The sequence below is a fragment of the Paenibacillus sp. FSL R7-0302 genome (assembly GCF_038006885.1).
Classification (GTDB): Bacteria; Bacillota; Bacilli; order Paenibacillales; family Paenibacillaceae; genus Paenibacillus_AQ.
The window spans coordinates 2,569,091-2,585,962 of record NZ_JBBOWB010000001.1 but is presented as its reverse complement, the minus strand read 5'-3'; the positions used below and the strand labels follow the sequence as shown (position 1 = coordinate 2,585,962).

Annotated in this window: 20 protein-coding genes; 6 read left to right on the top strand and 14 right to left on the bottom strand. The window is 52.3% G+C overall.

Annotated elements, in window-relative coordinates; genetic code table 11:
- Positions 1-52 precede the first annotated feature (52 nt).
- The 4 genes from MKY96_RS11365 to MKY96_RS11350 all read left to right on the top strand — a co-directional run bounded on the left by MKY96_RS11365 (position 53) and on the right by MKY96_RS11350 (position 3,261).
- Entirely contained in the window at positions 53-1,297 is a 1,245-nt protein-coding gene (locus tag MKY96_RS11365; protein WP_340940431.1) for an aminopeptidase, read from the top strand.
- Positions 1,298-1,348: 51 nt separating this feature from the next.
- Positions 1,349-2,578: an aminopeptidase gene (locus MKY96_RS11360; RefSeq protein ID WP_340944529.1), complete on the top strand. Its 1,230-nt coding sequence runs from the start codon at positions 1,349-1,351 to the stop codon at positions 2,576-2,578.
- Between the two features lie 128 nt (positions 2,579-2,706).
- Entirely contained in the window at positions 2,707-2,985 is a 279-nt protein-coding gene (locus MKY96_RS11355; protein ID WP_340940429.1) for a hypothetical protein, read from the top strand.
- 99 nt (positions 2,986-3,084) lie between these two features.
- Positions 3,085-3,261 (top strand): hypothetical protein, encoded by a 177-nt coding sequence (locus MKY96_RS11350; RefSeq protein ID WP_155991496.1) that lies wholly within the window; start codon positions 3,085-3,087, stop codon positions 3,259-3,261.
- A gap of 159 nt (positions 3,262-3,420) precedes the next feature.
- Here the strand turns inward: MKY96_RS11350 and MKY96_RS11345 are convergent, their stop codons facing one another.
- The 5 genes from MKY96_RS11345 to MKY96_RS11330 all read right to left on the bottom strand — a co-directional run bounded on the left by MKY96_RS11345 (position 3,421) and on the right by MKY96_RS11330 (position 6,594).
- Positions 3,421-4,113 carry an AlkZ-related protein gene (locus MKY96_RS11345; protein ID WP_340940428.1) on the bottom strand — a complete coding sequence of 231 codons (693 nt, stop codon included), beginning with the start codon at positions 4,111-4,113 and terminating at the stop codon, positions 3,421-3,423.
- A gap of 88 nt (positions 4,114-4,201) precedes the next feature.
- Complete coding sequence (locus tag MKY96_RS11340) at positions 4,202-4,486, bottom strand: hypothetical protein (RefSeq protein ID WP_340940427.1); 285 nt, start codon at positions 4,484-4,486, stop codon at positions 4,202-4,204.
- Between the two features lie 23 nt (positions 4,487-4,509).
- On the bottom strand, positions 4,510-4,869 hold the full coding sequence (locus MKY96_RS11335) for a HesB/IscA family protein (RefSeq protein WP_340940425.1): 360 nt from the start codon (positions 4,867-4,869) through the stop codon (positions 4,510-4,512).
- Positions 4,870-4,898: 29 nt separating this feature from the next.
- Positions 4,899-5,231 carry a winged helix-turn-helix transcriptional regulator gene (locus MKY96_RS33895; protein ID WP_445671433.1) on the bottom strand — a complete coding sequence of 111 codons (333 nt, stop codon included), beginning with the start codon at positions 5,229-5,231 and terminating at the stop codon, positions 4,899-4,901.
- A complete protein-coding gene (locus MKY96_RS11330; RefSeq protein WP_340940423.1) occupies positions 5,188-6,594 on the bottom strand; it encodes an MFS transporter in 1,407 nt (468 codons plus the stop codon). The genes MKY96_RS33895 and MKY96_RS11330 overlap by 44 nt, the downstream gene beginning before the upstream one ends.
- Positions 6,595-6,761: 167 nt before the next feature.
- Here MKY96_RS11330 and MKY96_RS11325 point away from each other — a divergent pair, with 167 nt between their 5' ends.
- Positions 6,762-7,421: a helix-turn-helix transcriptional regulator gene (locus MKY96_RS11325; protein WP_340940422.1), complete on the top strand. Its 660-nt coding sequence runs from the start codon at positions 6,762-6,764 to the stop codon at positions 7,419-7,421.
- Positions 7,422-7,458: 37 nt separating this feature from the next.
- Here the strand turns inward: MKY96_RS11325 and MKY96_RS11320 are convergent, their stop codons facing one another.
- The 6 genes from MKY96_RS11320 to MKY96_RS11295 form a co-directional block, all read right to left on the bottom strand.
- Positions 7,459-8,043 (bottom strand): TetR/AcrR family transcriptional regulator, encoded by a 585-nt coding sequence (locus tag MKY96_RS11320; protein ID WP_340940421.1) that lies wholly within the window; start codon positions 8,041-8,043, stop codon positions 7,459-7,461.
- Positions 8,036-8,764, bottom strand: a complete 729-nt coding sequence (locus tag MKY96_RS11315; protein ID WP_340940419.1) for an MBL fold metallo-hydrolase — start codon at positions 8,762-8,764, stop codon at positions 8,036-8,038. The genes MKY96_RS11320 and MKY96_RS11315 overlap by 8 nt, the downstream gene beginning before the upstream one ends.
- Before the next feature lie 301 nt (positions 8,765-9,065).
- On the bottom strand, positions 9,066-9,842 hold the full coding sequence (pstB, locus tag MKY96_RS11310) for a phosphate ABC transporter ATP-binding protein PstB (protein WP_076079259.1): 777 nt from the start codon (positions 9,840-9,842) through the stop codon (positions 9,066-9,068).
- Positions 9,843-9,893: 51 nt separating this feature from the next.
- On the bottom strand, positions 9,894-10,790 hold the full coding sequence (pstA, locus tag MKY96_RS11305; protein ID WP_340753431.1) for a phosphate ABC transporter permease PstA: 897 nt from the start codon (positions 10,788-10,790) through the stop codon (positions 9,894-9,896).
- Entirely contained in the window at positions 10,787-11,620 is an 834-nt protein-coding gene (gene pstC, locus MKY96_RS11300) for a phosphate ABC transporter permease subunit PstC (RefSeq protein ID WP_442792645.1), read from the bottom strand. Before pstC ends, pstA begins: the two co-directional genes overlap by 4 nt.
- A 165-nt stretch (positions 11,621-11,785) precedes the next feature.
- The gene (locus MKY96_RS11295; protein WP_340940417.1) at positions 11,786-12,733 is read right to left on the bottom strand and encodes a phosphate ABC transporter substrate-binding protein PstS family protein; all 948 of its coding nucleotides are present in this window, start codon (positions 12,731-12,733) and stop codon (positions 11,786-11,788) included.
- 259 nt (positions 12,734-12,992) lie between these two features.
- Between MKY96_RS11295 and MKY96_RS11290 the strand changes: the two genes are divergently transcribed.
- Positions 12,993-13,910 carry a LysR family transcriptional regulator gene (locus tag MKY96_RS11290; protein WP_340940416.1) on the top strand — a complete coding sequence of 306 codons (918 nt, stop codon included), beginning with the start codon at positions 12,993-12,995 and terminating at the stop codon, positions 13,908-13,910.
- Between the two features lie 37 nt (positions 13,911-13,947).
- Here MKY96_RS11290 and MKY96_RS11285 read toward each other — a convergent pair whose 3' ends face one another.
- The 3 genes from MKY96_RS11285 to MKY96_RS11275 all read right to left on the bottom strand — a co-directional run bounded on the left by MKY96_RS11285 (position 13,948) and on the right by MKY96_RS11275 (position 16,792).
- Positions 13,948-14,784 carry a class I SAM-dependent methyltransferase gene (locus tag MKY96_RS11285; RefSeq protein ID WP_340940414.1) on the bottom strand — a complete coding sequence of 279 codons (837 nt, stop codon included), beginning with the start codon at positions 14,782-14,784 and terminating at the stop codon, positions 13,948-13,950.
- Positions 14,785-14,857: 73 nt separating this feature from the next.
- On the bottom strand, positions 14,858-15,772 hold the full coding sequence (locus tag MKY96_RS11280; RefSeq protein ID WP_340940413.1) for a DMT family transporter: 915 nt from the start codon (positions 15,770-15,772) through the stop codon (positions 14,858-14,860).
- A 201-nt stretch (positions 15,773-15,973) separates the two neighbouring features.
- Entirely contained in the window at positions 15,974-16,792 is an 819-nt protein-coding gene (locus MKY96_RS11275) for a VanW family protein (protein ID WP_340940412.1), read from the bottom strand.
- Between the last annotated feature and the right edge of the window lie 80 nt (positions 16,793-16,872).

Here is a 16,872-nt window from a genome sequence, read left to right as displayed (position 1 = left end):
AATAATTTAGTACAATGCTTATATAGAGCTAAAAATAATGGTAATGGAGGAAATGTCAATGACTGAAACAGAGCTTCAGGACAAGCTAAGTAAATATGCTGATTTGGCGGTTCAAATCGGTGTGAATGTTCAGCCGGGACAAATCCTGGTCGTGAACGCACCGATCACTGCGGCTGAGTTCGTCCGCCTGATTACGGCCAAGGCGTATGCCATCGGCGCCAGCCAGGTTAAGGTGAACTGGAGTGACGAGTTCATCACCCGCCAGCAGTTCGAGCATGCGTCGCCCGAAGTATTCACCAAAGCCCCAACCTGGTTTGCCGGTGAAATGACTGAGCTTGCAGAGAATGGTGCCGCCTTCCTGTCGGTCATTGCCGAGAACCCGGATGCCCTCAAAGGCATTGAGCCTGAGCGGATTGCGAACTTCCAGAAGACCCGGGGCGCAGCGCTTACGAAATACCGTGAATTGCAGATGTCCGACAAGGTTAGCTGGAGCATTGTAGCGATTCCTACCCAGCCTTGGGCAGACAAGGTGTTCCCTGAAATTCCTGCTGACCAGCGTGTAGACAAGCTGTGGGAAGCCATCTTCCATACTGTCCGTCTGGACCGTGAGGACCCTGTTGCCGCCTGGCAGGAGCATCTCGACACGCTTGAGTCGAAGGCTAATGTTCTTAACGCGAAGAAGTACGCCAGCCTGCATTACATAGCACCTGGAACTGACCTTAGCATCGAGCTGCCTGAAGGCCATTTATGGGCGCAAGGGGACAGCATCAATGCCAAAGGTCATTCTTTTGTCGCCAACATGCCAACGGAAGAAGTGTTCACAGCTCCGCTGAAAACCGGCGTTAACGGTACGGTCCGCAGCACGAAGCCTCTCAGCTACGGCGGGAATGTAATTGACGGCTTCTCGATCACTTTTGAACAGGGCCGGATTACCAGTGTGAGCGCTGAGCAGGGCCAGGAAGCCCTCGAATATCTGATCAGCCTGGATGAAGGCGCCAAGTATCTGGGGGAAGTTGCACTTGTGCCACATCAGTCGCCGATCTCGGAATCAGGAATTCTCTACTTCAATACCTTGTTCGACGAGAATGCCTCTAACCATCTGGCTATTGGCACCGCCTATGCCTTCTGTCTGGAAGGCGGCAAGGAAATGAACCAGGATGAACTGACCGCCCGCGGCCTCAACAACAGTGTAACCCATGTCGATTTCATGATTGGCTCAGCCGAGATGGATATCTACGGAATTACCGCTGACGGTACGCGCGAGCCGGTCTTCCAGAAGGGCAACTGGGCCTTCTAGACCCCTTATAAGTTATTGCATTTCATTAGATGATGAATGGAGCTGAAGCTATTGCTGGATTTCAACCAAAAGCTGGAGAATTACGCACTGCTCGCTGTAAAGATCGGCGTTAATATTCAACCCGGCCAGACCCTTGTCGTGAATGCGGATATCGTATCGGCTGAGCTGGTCCGCCTGATTGTACGTCAGGCCTATGAAGCAGGTGCGAAGCTCGTCAAGGTTAACTATTCCGATGAATTCGTCACCCGTACCCGCTATGATCTGGCGCCGTCCGAGAGCTTCCTGGAGCCGCCGAAGTGGCAGGCCGATGAGCTGGAGGATCTGGCAAGGGGCGGAGCGGCATTCCTGACAATCATCTCCGCGAATCCGGACTTGCTGAACGGAGTAGATGCAAGCCGCATTGCGGACCATCAGAAGACCGCCGGTCAAGCTATGGCTCCGTACCGCGAGATGCTGATGGCTAACCAGGTCAGCTGGACCGGCCTCGCCTTCCCATCCGCCTCTTGGGCCGCGAAGGTGTTCCCGGACGCTGCACCTGAGCAGCAGATCGAACTGCTCTGGGACGCCATCTTCAAGGCCGTGCGCGCAGACCAGGAGAATCCGGTGCAGGCCTGGAGTGTCCATCTGGCCGGCTTGAAGCAGCGCTGTGAACTGCTGAACGCAAAGAAATACCGCAAGCTGCACTACACGGCTCCGGGCACCGATCTGACGATCGAATTGCCTGAAGGCCATATCTGGTGTCAGGCCGGTGCGGTGAACAGCCGCGGCATGTCCTTCCTGGCGAACATTCCGACCGAGGAAGTATTCACTGCTCCGCTGAAGACGGGTGCGAACGGCACGGTCCGCAGCACGAAGCCGCTCAGCTATGGCGGCAACATCTTCGACCGCTTTAGCCTGACGCTGGAGAATGGTAAAGTTACGGACTTCACCGCTGAAGTGGGCCAGGAAGCCCTCGCTTCCCTGCTGGCCATGGATGAAGGGGCCGCCTACTTCGGTGAAGTGGCGCTTGTACCCTTCCACTCCCCGATCTCGGAGAGCGGCATTCTCTACTACACTACCCTGTATGACGAGAATGCTTCCTGCCATCTGGCACTTGGCGCTTCCTATGCCTTCACCCTGCAGGACGGCATTAATATGAGCAAGGAACAGCTTGTAGACAAGGGCATGAACCAAAGCCTCACCCATGTGGACTTCATGATGGGCTCCCCGGAGATGAATATCGACGGAATTGCCGATGACGGCTCCACCGACCCGATCTTCCGTAATGGAGACTGGGCGTAAGCTTAATCCTTGTACTATGAATGAGACCCCGCTATCTCCTCTTGAGGAATATGGCGGGGTCTTTGTTTTTACCAGGGGACTTTTCCCCTAAGAATGCTATGCGATGAGAGTGCTATGAGATTTAATGAGTGACAAAGTGGCTGATTGCACTTTCTGCAATAGAATTCACGGAAACTACGGTTAAAACACCTTCTGCTGTATTTCGTACAACAGATTTCTGGATTTCAGCTCAAAACCCCCGTTTTCTCAAAATTCTAGTGTATAAAGTGCAAGAGATTCATTTTATCGGCGAAAATAGCGCTCATCTATTGTATAAAGTGCAACCGAAGGTGAAGTTAAGTGGGTCAAAGCAACTCAAACAGCCCAAATGTGAACATTCAGTCAAAGAATTTTCACAATATTGTTGAAATTAGTTCACAAATATGTCACAATACAATTATAGATAGTGTTTACAGTTCCAAAAGAGGAATGTTTTAGTCCATGAATAATCTAAGGAGGGAATTCTGATGAAAGAAACTTTCACTCATGACAACACGGATTCTATGGAAACAGAACGTCTGGAAGTCCAGGCTCCCAAAGACTTAAGTATCGTTGCCTCCGACGCTATCAAGTACACCGCCTACATCATGCTGCTGTTCGGATTCCTGTACTTCCTGGTTGCCTACCTTGGCCCTATGCTGTAAGGCTGCTTCAATATACACAAGATACGTAGGACAATCACATATTCGTAAGCGCTTACGGCCGGTCTCCTGCGGGAATGAGATTAGCCGTTTTTATTTGTCTCCCCTGTCAAAACGCCAAAAACGGCAGCCCTCTTCATATGAAGGACTACCGTTCTTTGTCTATTTCCAGCCCAGCGCCTTATTGATCCAGGCAACCGCCTCCGGTGCCCACGCCGCTTCCATACGTGAACGCAACCAGGCTATCGCCTCTACTCTCGATCCCTCAAAGGGCAGAATGCCCGCTTCATGCATCCAGTGCCTCGAGGTTTCAAAAGAGGTGCTGTTCCAGCCATTCGGCTCTCCGTCCGCATTCACCCGTTGCTTCACGCCGGAGATTACGATATCCAGAGACCCTTGCAGCTCCGTTACTGCATTGTCAAAAGCCGTCTTCTTCTCCTTGGCCTTCATATCAGCCATTGACCGCAGCTGGCGTGTCTCAATTCCCTCATTCGCCCGGATAATCTCCAGCAGAGTCAGCGCTTCTCTCGTGGCCAGGCCGCTCTGATACCGCTCTTCCAGAGACTGCCGAGGCCCGGACGCTGCCAAGTAAGCCGGAAGCCACTCGCGGGATACGAGCACGGCTTTTTTCTTGATGAATTTTCCATAGCCGGCTAAGCCTTCTCCGGGAAATCTGACCCGCCAGCGCCAGGGGTCCAGCTCTGTATCGGTATGCCAATTCTCCGCCAGCGTCAGCCCGTTCACAGACGGATGCTCCGGGATCAGAGGTGCCAGCGGCACAATCCCCAGTCGGGCGACTACCTCAGCCATCTCTTCAAAGGTGGTTACATTCTCTTGCTTACCTGCTTCGCCCACGTAATTCAGCCTCCTAAGTCAATCTGGCTTGTACACCAAATTAAGCTTATCATTATAAATGAGCAAATTCACTTCCTGCATATGCTCATTAGGAGATTTTGTTTAAAAATATACCATTTTCATTACAGCCAATCTGAAAATGTTCATCCTGTAAAATCCAGGCATCTGTTTTTTCAACAAAGAAATGAAAGCCTCCGATAGATTGAACCAATGCCGGATCGATCGGTGTAGCACTTGCATTTAGGCCAATCGCAAAAGCATCTGAGCCGCCACCTGCATATTTTGCATAAATTCTTACATATTGGGCCTCTGTCAAACCCCATTCATCCTTAAAAGAATCAATAGCTTGTTCCGTTACTTCAAATGATATCATCCCTGTTCTCTCCTTCCCCCAGGTTAATCACATTTTTTAACTTCCCCCCGATAGTTAGCCATCCGAAAACTGGCCCCGCATCCACATGAGGCTTTGGCATTAGGGTTATTCATGGTGAATCCGCCTATCATTCCGCTTTGTTCATAGTCAATTTCAAGACCGTCAATATATGGAATACTCTTCGTGTGAACAACTATACTGAACTTATCTTTATGGAATACCATATCCTCCTCTGTCTGCTGCTCATCCAAGACAAGGGTATAAGATAATCCGCTGCATCCCCCTTCTTCAACACCTACTCTAAGAAAAGAGTGCCGGGTATCAGCGGTTAATAAGATTTCGGTGATTTTCTCTGCTGCGATCTCACTGACCTCAATGTTCATCTTCATTCCTCCTCGTTTACAAGCTTAATTTAGTTTTGGCTACCCCAGTCCATTAAACAAGGTATGAACGTAGCGAGAGCCGCTCCTTTTGGTGTAAGTTCATACATGGTTTTTATAGGGCGCTGCGGACTGGTTCTCTTGACCAGATTATGATGTTGAAGCTCCTTTAAACGCTGGGAAAGGATTCTTTGCGTAATGGAAGGGATACTCCGGTTGATTTCACTAAATTTCTTCGGACCGTAAGAAAGAGTGAATAAGATGTGGATCGTCCATTTAGACCCGATGATGTCAAAGGCTATAAGAAGTTTCTCCCTATCCTCATTGGACAATGACCGGCACACCCTCTTTCTTAGGATCAGCATTCTTGATGGATTGCGGTGAGATCCGGGTGCTGGCAATGATACTTATGACGATCAACAAGAGATGGAAGCCCATGGCTACAATTAAACCGGATTGCAGTGACATTCCGCCAGCCTGACACACGACGAGGATGGAACCGCCAATCCCGATAACTACGCCGGGTGTAAAAGAATCCGCGAATTGCAGATTTGCCGAGGTTTGGCCCACGCCGCCTTCCCCTGTTTGGGAAAAGGCTACAACACCGCTAATCGGATGCGCCAATCCAATACCAACTCCTGCGATGATCTGACCCATAACTGCAACGGTAACGGACACAACCGGTATCCAGAATACGATGGCAATCCCGATGGCAAGCAGCAATACCCCAAGAATAATTCTCATATGACGTCCACGGCCCTGATCTGCCGCATCCCATCGTCCTTGCAGATACGCAATGATACACCAGCTTAATGCAGCACTCGCTACGATTAAACCGGCCTGAGAAGGTGTAATTCCTTTCACATTAATTAGAGCCAATACCAGGAAATTCTGTGTGCTGGTATAGGCAGCGAAGAACAACCCGCGTGTTGCCAGAATCGCCGGCATCCCTCTTCGTAGCGTAAGCGTTCCCTTCGGCAGCAATTGACGGAGCGGAAATATCATACATGCGAGGCCAATCATGACCAATACAAATCCCATCATACCCGGAAGCATACCTAGACCAACCAGGAAAAGACCTGTACCCATCGTTAAGAGTAACGCCATCCAAGTGGATGAAGATCCGCTATCTCCTCCCGTCTTCTGCACTTTCAATTTCCTGAACGCAGGTAAACTGAGCACTGCTGAAACAGCCAGCACAGGTAATATCCCCCAGAAAACAAACCGCCAGGACCACTGGTCTGCTATAAGACCTGCTACATATGGACCGAGCATGGACGGAAGAACATAGGCTGTACCAAATGCTCCAAGGATCTTGGCACGTAACTCATCCGGGTAACTTAAGGATATGGCTGTATACACACAAGTCATCATAGCTCCGGCACCCAAACCCTGCAGGGCCCGTGATCCTATCATGATATACATATCGCCTGCTGTTGCGGCAGCGACCAATCCTGCGATAAACAACAGAAGTGCATAAGTGAATGGTGCTGCAGGTCCTCTTTTATCTATGATTCGACCGACGACCAGCGTTCCGATAATCTGCGCAAGGAGGTACGTACTGAATATCCATCCGAACAGGCTAAGCCCGTTCAAGTCTCCGGCAATCGAAGGAGCAATGGTGGTTACGGATAGACCTTCGAATCCAACGGCCATCACGGACAGGATAATCCCTATGGATAGTGCAAAATAACGCGGGCTGAAAATACTTTGATGATTAGACGACATGAATGGTGACCTCCAAGGAAATTGGTATGTATACATCGTATCCGGATACTTAGTAAACATTTTTGTTTATAAAGTCTAGGCTACAGTCCGGCTTTGACTTTGTCAACATTTTTGTTTAAAATGTAGGGAGTGATGTAGCTTCATTAGCTGCAAAAAGGAGGTGCACCATGAGCCGGAATGAAATCAAAAAGGATGTCTCCACCCGTACCCGAAGAGCGATCATTGATCTGTTAAAGGAGCGTGGGGGCATGGATGTTATGACCCTCTCCGCTCATTTTTCGCTGTCTGGAATGGCTATTCGCCAACATTTGAATGCACTGAAGGAAGAGGGATTGGTTACGAATGTGGAAGAGGCCCGTCCCATGGGCCGGCCCACCAAGCTATGGATATTAACACCAGCAGCTAATCGTTTTTTTCCAACCGGATATTCGGATTTATCCATCAGCCTCATTAATTCTATGAAAGAAGCTTTTGGCAATGAAGGGCTGGACAAGCTGCTGGATGTTCGAAATAAAAAGATGCAGGCACAATATCTTCAGCATCTTGGCGATGCATCGGATGTTAGAGAGAAATTGGAGAAGCTGGCCGAGATTCGAACCAATGAAGGTTATATGGCCGAGGTTAAGACGCAGGAGGATGGCAGTCACTTGTTCATCGAGAAACATTGTCCGATCTGTGAAGCTGCTGCTGTATGTACCGGGTTATGCAAGAATGAGCTGCATTTATTTAAAACGGTGCTAGGAGATGATGTTCATATTGAGCGAGGGGAGTACATTTTAGCGGGAGGCAGAAACTGCAGCTACACCGTTAGGCAAAATAAGCCGTGACAACAAGAGCAACCTCACTTGGAGATTGCTCTTTATTTCATTTGACGCTGTCTGCGTCCGATCCCATACAGCGGACTCCCGCAATATAGGTGTTAATCAGCCGGGTGAGCGTGACATTCAGGTCCAGCGGCATTCCAAATCCGCCCTGGTGCTCCAAGGTGGAGAATCCGTGCAGTATACTCCGCAGTCCACGGACGGCATGCAGATTGCCTTCCTCCTCCAAGCCGAATGCGGATATCACCTGGATGATGAGCGACAGGATCTTCCCTCCCGCCGCTTCCAGAGCGGTGTCTCCTTGTTCGGGTGCTTTTAGCGTCGTCTGGTACAGCCCCGGGTGCGCTCTGGTGAATCCGATGTAAGCCTGACTCATGGCATGTACTGCAGCCTCTCCGCTTAGCCCCTCCGTTGCCTCCGATATGACCTCATACAGCTGCTCCAGACCATATACCGCCATCAGTGTACGCAGCCCCGCAAGCCCGTTGATGTGATTATAGAGTGACGGGGAACGGACATCCAGCTTCGCGGCAAGTGCAGCCAGCGTCACTTCTTCAATCCCGTATTCATCCGCCAGCTCTGCGGCAGCCAGCACCAGCGTGTGCGTGTCCAGACCTGCTCTAGCCATGTACTCTCTCTCCTCCCTTTAACTGTCCTTCAGCCTCCGAAGCCGCCCGCTTCATCGCCTCCACCGGAGCTATAAGCAGATCACCATGTCCTACCGCCAGTACAGAAGGGGCAAGATCAATCAGCCTGTAAGCACTCACCAAGGCCTGTTCGGGGCTCCAAGTCGCCATAGCCGGAAAAGGAAACCAGGCAACCTTCTTGCCGGACACCGCCGTGGCCCGGAAGGTCTGGAATGCATCACCAACGATCAGCGCTCCACTGCGCCGGTCCTGAAAAGACATCGATCCCGGCGTATGTCCGGGAGTGCTGAACGCTGTCAGCGAGCCGATGCTATCGCCGTCATGCAGCAGAATGTCGGGGCGGGTCACTATTTTGGCGGGTACACTGCCCTTAATAGGAGTCTGCAGCTCACCGGCTCTGAGCGAGCGGTCACCAGCCAACAATGCAGCATCCCGCTCCGAGATATAGACCTTAGCCTCCGGCACCTGCTTCTTCAAGGCATCAAGCGCTCCGACATGATCCATGTGGCCATGCGTCAGGATGATGCGGGTCAGCGGCTTACCAAGCTTGGCGGCCTGACTCAGAATACCTTGCAGGCTGTAGGACATTCCCGCGTCAATAAGTGTAAGCTCCTGTTCTTCCTCGATCAAATAGCAATTCACTGGAAAAATACGCGGCAGCCACGTAAGCTGATGCAAATGGCCTTCTCGTGTCACTCTCATTGTAAAGCCCTCCTCAAAACTAATCTTATTAGTTAAAATATAAACTAATTAGATTAGTTTTGCAAGAGATATTTACTCATACAAAGGTGAAGGGCTTAGGCAGGGGTGTGGCGACATCCAGTCTCTGCTCCTCGCTCCGCGCAATGTGATCGGTTTTTCGATTACATTGGGTCCGTCCCCCTCGCGGCCCATTATCTCCTGAACAGCCAAAAACACCACCCGCTAGTGGATGGTGTCCTGAACGATCAGTGTGATCGAATTTGTCTATTCCCTTCTATACGCGTCCCGGCCCGTCTCCCAATCAGCCAAACCGGCCCATAATGTACTCCTGCGTCATCTGGTTCTCAGGGTTCGTGAAGACCTTCTCGGTCTTGTCGTATTCCACCAGGGAGCCGAGATAGAAGTAGGCGGTATAATCCGAGATCCGCGCGGCCTGCTGCATGTTATGGGTGACGATCACGATGCGCAGCTCTTCCTTCAGCTCCTTGATCAGCTCCTCCACCTTACCGGTTGATACCGGGTCAAGGGCCGAAGCCGGCTCATCGAGCAGCAGGATCTGCGGGTTGACCGACAGCGCCCGCGCGATACACAGACGCTGCTGCTGTCCGCCGGACAACGCCAGTGCGGAATCCTTTAAGCGGTCTTTGACCTCGTCCCACAGGGCGGCGCGGCGCAGACTGCTCTCGACGATTTCATCCAGCGCCTGCTTGCCCTTGATACCATGATATTTCGGGCCGAAGGCGATATTGTCGTAGATCGATTTGTAGAACGGATTGGGCTTCTGCCAGACCATTCCGATCTTTTGCCGCAGCTTAATTACATCCGTGCCTGTAGCATTGATATCGACACCGTCAATCCAGATGCTGCCCTTGGTCGTAGAGCCGGAAATATCGTCATTCATCCGGTTCAGTGAACGGAGAAAGGTTGATTTCCCGCAGCCCGAAGGGCCGATCAATGCGGTCACCGTATTCTGGGCAAAAGGAAGGCTAATCCCCTTCACCGCCTCATAAGTTCCATAGAATATACTCAGATCCTCCGTTTGAAACGACTCGCGTACGACTGGCTCTGCTATTCCCATCTTAGTTCCTCCTACAGACTCTTTTTGAAAAGCGGATTGCCTTGTCTATTCTTAGCTCATTCTCTTGGATGCGGTAAGCTTGCGGTAGATGAATCTTCCGAAGTAACGGGCCGCCAGATTGAAGATTAATACGGTCAGCACCAGGACGGCTGAAGCACCCGCTGCGATCTGAAGTGCATCCGGTGCCAGGCCTTCACTGTTGACCTTCCAGATATGCACCGCCAGCGTCTCCGCCGGACGGAACGGGTTCAGCGGCGAGGAAGGGCTCAGCGGATTCCAGTTGCTGAAGTCCAGGCGCGGGCTGCTCATCCCTGCGGTGAACATCAGCGCGGCTGCTTCACCGAACACGCGGCCGGCCGACAGGATCGTGCCGGTGATAATAGTTGGCAAAGCTACCGGAAGCAATACCGAGGTGACAATCTTCCACTTGGATAATCCGAGCGCGAAGCCTGCCTCCTTCTGCTGCTTAGGCACTGTGCGGAAGGCTTGCTCCGTAATACGTACCATCAGCGGAAGGTTGAAGAAGGTTAACGCGAGCGCACCCGAGATCAGGGAGAACCCGAGATTGAAGGTGTTTACGATCAGCAAGAGACCGAACAGTCCCACGATAATCGACGGGAAGGACGACAATACCTCCACGACCAGACGGATGAAGTTGGTCAGCTTGCCGGGACGGGCATACTCTGCCATGAAGATTCCGGCACCCAGCCCCAGCGGCACGGTGATGATCAAGGTCAGCACCAGCAGGAACAATGAGTTGAACAGCTGCGGCCCGACGCCTCCGCCTGCGCGGATCTTTTGCGGCGCCGAGGTCAGGAAGTCCCAGCTAATATGACTCATGCCGCGGATCAGGATATATCCGAGTAAGCTAACCAGGATGGCTACGATCAGCAATGCAAAGGTAACGATAACGACAGTGGCTATTTTATTCGCAGTTCTCGGCTTCAAATTTTATTTCTCCTTTCGAGCATTCTCACCAGCAGGACGAATACGAAGGTCATCAGCATCAGCACCAGCGCCATACTCCACAGCGCATTGTTCTGCGGTGAACCCATCGTGGTATTCCCCATGCCCAGCGTGATGACACTGGTAAGGGTGGACGCGGACTCGAACAGGGAGTGAGGCACGAACGGCGCGTTACCGATAACCATCTGCACGGCAAGAGCCTCGCCGAAGGCGCGGGCCATACCAAGCACTACACCCGTCATAATCGCCGGGAAGGTCGTCGGGAGAATGACCCGGGAGATCGTCTGCCAGCGTGTGGCACCGAGCGCAAAGGAGGATTCTTTCAAGTTTTGCGGCAATGAAGCAAGCGCGTCTGCAGCCACGCTGGTAATCGTCGGCAGAATCATGACCGACAGCACTAGCGCGCCTGCAGCCACCCCGATGCCCTGTCCGGGCAGCGTATCCCGCAGAAATGGAACAATGACGCTTAAGCCTACGAACCCGTAGACAACAGATGGAATGCCTGACAGCAGCTCGATGACCGGCTGCAGCAGCTTTTTACCCCAGCCCGGCACAATCTCTGTCATGAAGAGCGCAGCGCAGATACTGAGCGGACTTGCGATAAGCGCGGCCAGCAGCGTGACCAGGAAGGAACCCGAGATGAACGGGAAGGCTCCATAGGAAGGTGTATCTGCTTCAGGCGACCACTTCGTGCCGAACAGGAATTCTGAGACCTTGACCTCACCGCTCACGAAGTTAGCCACGCCTTTGGAGGCTACGAAATAGACCATGGATATAATGATGACAATGAGCAGCAGCACGCAAAAGGACATATAAATACGTCCGATTAAATTTTCTATATGATGTTTTTCCAGCCGCTTGTTTGTTGGTTGTCCCCTCAAGATGCTCCCTCTTTCTAAAGTGAAAAGAGAGGCAGAGTTTATCCGCCTCTAATCACATTAAAGTTGAAATCAATTAACCTTGCGAACCGGTGAAGCTTATTTAGGTGTTACAGTACCTGCAACATCACGCGATACCTGCATTTTGGAAGCCGGGATGTAGCCAAGCTCAACCACATCGCCAGTCTGTACTTCATCCGTCAGGAAGTAATCCAGGAAGGCTTTTACAGTCTCATTGGGTTCACCGTTAGTGTACATGTGCTCGTAAGCCCATACCGGATATTTACCGGCCACTACGTTGTCTACCGAAGGCTCAACGCCGTCATAGTTTAATGTTTTCACGGAATCATCCAGGTAGGACAGTGCCAGATAACCGATAGCTCCCGGTGTTTCGCCGATCATTTTCTTAACCGTACCGGAGGAATCCTCCTGGATCGAGCCCTTCAGATCCTCGGTCTTGGTGCCAAGAGCGAAGCTCTCGAAGGTAGCACGGGTACCTGAGCTTGCCGGACGGTTGATGATCTGGATGGCCTGGTCTGCACCGCCGACCTCTTTCCAGTTCGTGATTTTACCTGTGAAAATATCTACCAGCTGCTGCTTGGTCAAGCTGTCTACGCCTGCTGCCGGGTTGCTTACTGCCGCAATCGCTACAACCGCCACCTGATGATCTACCAGCTCAGCCGCCTTTGCAGCATCCTTCAGCTTCTCTTCGGCGAATACGTCCGAGTTCCCGATATCGACTTGCTTCTCGGAGACCTGAGTCAAGCCCGTTCCGCTGCCGCCGCCCTGAACCTGAATGTCCACGCCTGCATTCGCATCCATGAATTTCTCAGCTACCTGCTCTACGAGCGGCTGAAGTGCTGTGGAGCCTGACGCCAGAACCGAACCGCTTAGCTTCGCACCGCTGCTGGTTTCTGTGTTTGTAGCAGCCGGTGTATTCCCTCCGTTATTGGTTGTTGCCTTATTTCCCCCGTTGTTGCCGCATGCTGAAAGTGCCAGTACGCTGGTAAGAGTCAAAGCCATGATCCACGATTTTTTGAATTGCATTGTTTGTTTTCCTCCTAAAGGTTTTGTGAGTGTCTGCTGCGTTCCTTCTGCTTCGTACAAAACTCACTCGGGAAGCATTATTGTGTGTCTATCAGCTTCTCTTCTGACTCTTCTTATTCTAGGACCCGTTCGTTAGATAAAAGTACTGAGTTTGTAAACCGAAGGATAAAAGTTATAATATAAATTGAATAATTAAATAGATAAAATCTATATCGAAACAACAATAGGGGTCTTTTTGCCCCCTCCCGGAGGAATCTTCATGAACCTTGTAAAGCTGCAAATCTTAGTTCTCATTGAAAAATATAAAAAAGTAACGGATGTAGCCGCCGAGATGAACCTTAAGCAGCCTACCGTCTCCTTCCATATGAAAAGTCTGGAGAGTGAGCTTGGCGCTTCCCTCTTCCAGTACCGGAGCGGCAGGGTCCTGCTGACGGATGCCGGTCGCGCCTTGTATCAATATGCGGTCCGCATTGTCTCGCTGAGCGCGGAGGCCGAGCGGACGGTCAAGCAGTTCACCTCGCTCGCCTCGGGGAATCTGGAGCTTACCGCCAGCGATATCCCTGCCAGTTATCTTGTGCCCAAACTGCTGTCCCAATTCACACAGCATTATGACGGGATCGATGTCTATTTGTCCGTGCTGCCGGATGACGCCATCCGGGAACGTCTGCGCAGCCGGGAGATCCAGCTCGCCGTGCTGCACAGTACAGAGGGCCAAGACGATACCTTCCATACGCTAGTGATTGCTGAAGAGGAGACGGTGCTGGTCTTTGCGCCGCAGCATCCCTTTGCGGGGGAGCAGGAGCTGACCGCCCAAGCCGTAGCACGCGAGCCTTGGGTCCAGCATGAAGCCGCCTCCTTCCTGCGCGGAATCTCCGACCAGTGGGCACAGCTTAATAACGTAAGGGTATGGAACCATGCGGTGCTGGGCTCGCCGGAAGCAGTCAAGGGGATGCTCTACACAGGCAGAATGGTGGGCGTGTTCTCCCGCTCCGGGATTGAGGGTGAAGTATCGGCAGGCCGTCTGGCCTACGCCAAGCTGCCGGGAATCCTTCCGGCTAACGGGTCTTTTGTGCTGGCTTGGCGCAAGGACTATACGCTGTCTCCGCTCCAGCAGGCTTTTGCCGGGATGGCGGCGGATTCAGCAATAAAAAACGGTATCCCCGGAGCGCCTGTGTAACTGCGCTAACGGGGATACCGTGTGATGGTGAACCTTATTATCTTTTGACAGCAACCAGGGTGAAGGTCTTGGGAATTCCCTTATCGTACACATCCGACGACAGATTAGGCTCCTCCACCAGCTCCTTAATCACCAGTCCGCTGGCAGCGGCAGCAGTAACCAGCTCGCCCAGCGTCCAGCGCCGCCAGTAGACGACATTCGGCTTGTCCGCCTCCGATGCTGCTCCTGAGGAAGGCATGTATTTGGAATAGGACACCTGCTTCTCTTCAAGCGCCGTATCGAAATAATCCCCGCTCACCTTATGCTTACGCACCTTGGCCGTCGACCCCTTGGAGGAGATCAGCTTAGTCGTTACCGGATGGAAATCCCGCAGCACGAACGTCCCGCCCGGTGCCAGCAAACGGTAGGCCGTAGCCATGAACGGAGCCAAATCCGTAAAATAATGAACAATCCCCATTTCGGCAAAAACCGTATCATAAGAGCCGTTTAGATGCGCTTCCGGCAGCTCCAGGACATCCGACACTATATATTCTAGCTGCACCCCGGCCGCCTGCGCGAGTTCTCCGGCATAACGGGCATTGGCCTCCGAGAAATCCGCTACAGTCACCTCAGCCCCCAGCAGCCCCAGTGCCACCGCCTTCATGCCGTTAGAGCCCATCAGATTCATGATCCTCCGGCCCTTCACTTCACCGAGATAGGTGTTCAGCGGATACAGCTTCCCCGCAGGGTCCTTCGACAGCTTCTCCGCAGCCTCCGCAGGGGTTCCGAACCGGCGGGTCCAGGCGGCATAGGTATCCTCATTCCACAGCTCCTCACTGGTAGGGGCCGCCTTCTTATTGAGGCCATCCGGTTCATTCTGATTAGGTTCATTCATTGCTTTCGTTACCCCTTTATCTAAGTTCTATAAAATGCAATCAAGTGTGCCTCACGGGTCTGTCCGCGTATAGCTATGAAGCGTTCGGCAGAGACTGCCGGAGCTTCATAGCTTTCCTGCGCCCGGCATACAGATAGACGCCCAGCCCGGCCATGACCAGCACCCCGCCCGCCCACTGCAGGCCGCTAAGCTGCTCACCCAGCAGCAGGAATGCGAGAATACTTGCGCCAACAGGTTCTCCCAGGATATTCATGGAGACGGTAGTCGCCGACGTATATTGCAGCAGCCAGTTGAACAGGATATGGCCGAAGACGGTAGGTATCACCGCCAGCAGGACGAAGATGCCCCATTCGCGGGCCGGATAATCGAAGAACGGTGTGCCGGTCACGAGATTGTAGACGGCAAATACGGCGGCCGCAGCGATAAATACAATCAGGCTGTACAGATAGGACGGCATACGCGCCACCAGCTTTTGTCCAAGCAGCATATGTGCGGCTACCGCTACGGTTCCGCCAACTGAGAGCATGTCGCCCTTCAGATTCTCAGCAGACAAGCCAATGTCTCCCCAGCCGATAAAAGTAACGCCGAAGATGGCAATCGCCATCCCCAGGATAGCAAAGACCGAATTACGCTCTTTATACAGTATGTACGCACCGAGCATAATGAATAACGGCTCCAGCGCCATAATCATCGTCGAGCTGGCTACCGAGGTATAATTCAGCGAACCCATCCACAGCAGAAAATGCAGGGCAAGCATGACACCGGACACTCCCAGCAGCAGCCAGTCCCTCCGCCGCAGCTGAAAGAGTGCCCCGCTATAGGGACGGGCGAACGGCAGCATCAGCAGCGAGGTGAACAGCAGACGGTACATCCCTTGGACCGATACAGGCGCGGAGGACCATTTAATAAAGATGGAAGAAAACGAAATGGCCACAATTCCGATTACCATCAGGAGAGGCACGGGAACGGGCGGTTTATTGGTACGCATGACAGAACGCCCCTTCATAGGATGTAAGACTCATTATGTTAATTTAACGTAAATCGCCGAAAAAAGCAGCATTTTTTCAAAATATAGAATCTATATGTTGCTATTCAGCACAAAAAAAAGGCACAGAATCCGCCTCTGACGGGTCCCATGCCTTATTCTTGTTCTCCTTATACTAGGGTATAAACCCCAACTCCACCGGATTTATCCGTGCAGCAGCGGAGAATACATCATCAGTGCGTGGTTCTCGGCCACTGCTTCGTCACCTGCCAGCTCCCCGCTAAGCGTAAGCACCCTGCGGCGGATCGCATTGCGCCGGATATACCCACCCCACGGCTCCAGGCTGATGCGGTGGCCGTCTTCATAGATCTCATAACGGTAGAGCTGCTGTCCCTCACAGCGCCATTCCCCGTGCAGATGCGTCTCATCCAGATGCAGCTTAAGCTGATAAGCGTGCTGTGTATCATTGCGCAGCTGCAGATCCAGATAATTATACGCACAAGTAGCCCCGCTGCCAAAAGGCTGGGTCCGCTGCTCATCGGGAAAGACATCATAGCTGTGCCGGTGCCGTTCGGTAACCGTCAGCGGGGTATGCAGCGTCATCCAGTAGATCAGATTGGACAACTGGCAGAGCCCGCCGCCTGTGCCGGAACGGAACCCGCCATAATGGAGCACCATTCCGTCCAGGTAACCTTTTCTCCGCGTGGGCTTGCCGATCCTGCGCCAATAGGAGAAGCTCTCGCCCGGTTGAATGACAAGCCCGTCCAGCTTCGCCACCGCGAGCCTCAGGTTCACGATTTTGTTGTGCTGGAGCTGCATATCGACATTGCGCAATTTGCGCAGCAGCGGTGTAGCATGACTGGCCGCCTCATACGGCAGGGCTTCACTGCGTTGCTCTGTAGCCAGACGTCCGCTGGCTGTGATCCATTTCCAGTATCTTTTCCAGGTGAAATACCGCTTGCCTGCAAATAATCGCAGCTTGGACCGCCGGATGGGCTTCATGTTGCTGATTACCGAATTCATGGAATGATTTCCTCCCTCTCCCACATCATTGTTCAATTATAGTACAACTGAACCGGACGGAGGCTACAATTCTGTCCCAT

What these genes read in the sequence shown, in the direction of transcription:
- MKY96_RS11330 (WP_340940423.1), bottom strand. Translation starts at nt 6,594, where the DNA reads ATGTCGTCTAATCATCAAAGTATTTTCAGCCCGCGTTATTTTGCACTA.
- pstB (WP_076079259.1), bottom strand. Translation starts at nt 9,842, where the DNA reads ATGGGAATAGCAGAGCCAGTCGTACGCGAGTCGTTTCAAACGGAGGAT.
- MKY96_RS11325 (WP_340940422.1), top strand. Translation starts at nt 6,762, where the DNA reads ATGAGCCGGAATGAAATCAAAAAGGATGTCTCCACCCGTACCCGAAGA.
- MKY96_RS11320 (WP_340940421.1), bottom strand. Translation starts at nt 8,043, where the DNA reads ATGGCTAGAGCAGGTCTGGACACGCACACGCTGGTGCTGGCTGCCGCA.
- MKY96_RS11280 (WP_340940413.1), bottom strand. Translation starts at nt 15,772, where the DNA reads ATGCGTACCAATAAACCGCCCGTTCCCGTGCCTCTCCTGATGGTAATC.
- MKY96_RS11295 (WP_340940417.1), bottom strand. Translation starts at nt 12,733, where the DNA reads ATGCAATTCAAAAAATCGTGGATCATGGCTTTGACTCTTACCAGCGTA.
- MKY96_RS11365 (WP_340940431.1), top strand. Translation starts at nt 53, where the DNA reads ATGTCAATGACTGAAACAGAGCTTCAGGACAAGCTAAGTAAATATGCT.
- MKY96_RS11285 (WP_340940414.1), bottom strand. Translation starts at nt 14,784, where the DNA reads ATGAATGAACCTAATCAGAATGAACCGGATGGCCTCAATAAGAAGGCG.
- pstC (WP_442792645.1), bottom strand. Translation starts at nt 11,620, where the DNA reads ATGTCCTTTTGCGTGCTGCTGCTCATTGTCATCATTATATCCATGGTC.
- MKY96_RS33895 (WP_445671433.1), bottom strand. Translation starts at nt 5,231, where the DNA reads ATGCTGATCCTAAGAAAGAGGGTGTGCCGGTCATTGTCCAATGAGGAT.
- MKY96_RS11340 (WP_340940427.1), bottom strand. Translation starts at nt 4,486, where the DNA reads ATGATATCATTTGAAGTAACGGAACAAGCTATTGATTCTTTTAAGGAT.
- MKY96_RS11335 (WP_340940425.1), bottom strand. Translation starts at nt 4,869, where the DNA reads ATGAACATTGAGGTCAGTGAGATCGCAGCAGAGAAAATCACCGAAATC.
- MKY96_RS11275 (WP_340940412.1), bottom strand. Translation starts at nt 16,792, where the DNA reads ATGAATTCGGTAATCAGCAACATGAAGCCCATCCGGCGGTCCAAGCTG.
- MKY96_RS11290 (WP_340940416.1), top strand. Translation starts at nt 12,993, where the DNA reads ATGAACCTTGTAAAGCTGCAAATCTTAGTTCTCATTGAAAAATATAAA.
- MKY96_RS11350 (WP_155991496.1), top strand. Translation starts at nt 3,085, where the DNA reads ATGAAAGAAACTTTCACTCATGACAACACGGATTCTATGGAAACAGAA.
- MKY96_RS11315 (WP_340940419.1), bottom strand. Translation starts at nt 8,764, where the DNA reads ATGAGAGTGACACGAGAAGGCCATTTGCATCAGCTTACGTGGCTGCCG.